Raw genomic sequence first — 857 nt, 5'->3', positions numbered from 1 at the left:
TATTGGGATAAAACCCACCAAGCAGAGCAAGAGATGGCTTTCGTAACCCAACTCAATTGGGCAAAAGAGATGGATTTACCTGTGGTGATCCACACCCGCGATTCCATCGAAGAAACGCTGACTCTGCTTCGTCAAGAGCAAGACGGTCGCCTGCGTGGCGTGTTCCATTGTTTTGGTGGCAGCTTAGAAGAGGCGCGAGCAATTAACGAGTTGGGCTTCCACCTTGGTTTAGGCGGTGTATCGACGTTTAAAAACGGCGGCATGGACCAAGTCATTCCACACTTAGACATGCAATGGGTCATCTTAGAAACAGACTGCCCATATTTGGCGCCAGTGCCGCATCGCGGTAAACGCAATGAGCCAGCTTACACATCGCTCGTCGCGCAGCGAGTGGCAGACTTGCGTGGCGAAGAGGTCGCAACCATAGATGCTATCACCACGGAAAATGCAAAAAGCTTATTCAAGATTTAAGCAAGACAACAAACGCAACAAGCGGCCACACTAGGTCGCTTTTTATTGCCTAAACGGTTGGGTGAACAGGCCAAACCTGAAACGACTCAACCAGCAATACTGTAGTGTTGATAGACATAACTATTAACTTGTAACCCTACTCACTTCGCATCATGCGTATTCCATCAGTACGCTTCTTGTGACTGTCGACAACTCGACACATTCTTTTCTTATACTGCTATTCGCCTACGTCTTAGCACAGGTGTAAAACAACATGAATACGGATATTGAAATGTGTACACATGGTGCTTACTTGCAACGCGTACCACGCAACTTTTTTCAAAAGCTGCTAGGCATCAAAGAAGTTTATGTCTGTACTAAATGTGGTTACGTGTTGAAAGTTAAGT

At 46.4% G+C, this 857-nt stretch carries 1 protein-coding gene; it reads left to right on the top strand.

Going from position 1 to position 857, the window contains the following annotated elements; translation table 11 throughout:
• Nucleotides 1-471: TatD family hydrolase (locus R7040_RS25485; RefSeq protein WP_318097429.1), on the top strand; the 471-nt coding region annotated here is incomplete at its 5' end.
• Nucleotides 472-857 lie beyond the last annotated feature (386 nt).

The sequence above is a fragment of the Vibrio sp. 1069 genome (genome assembly GCF_033340555.1).
Note: the sequence above shows the minus strand (reverse complement) of the source record. Positions and strands in the feature narration are given on the sequence as shown.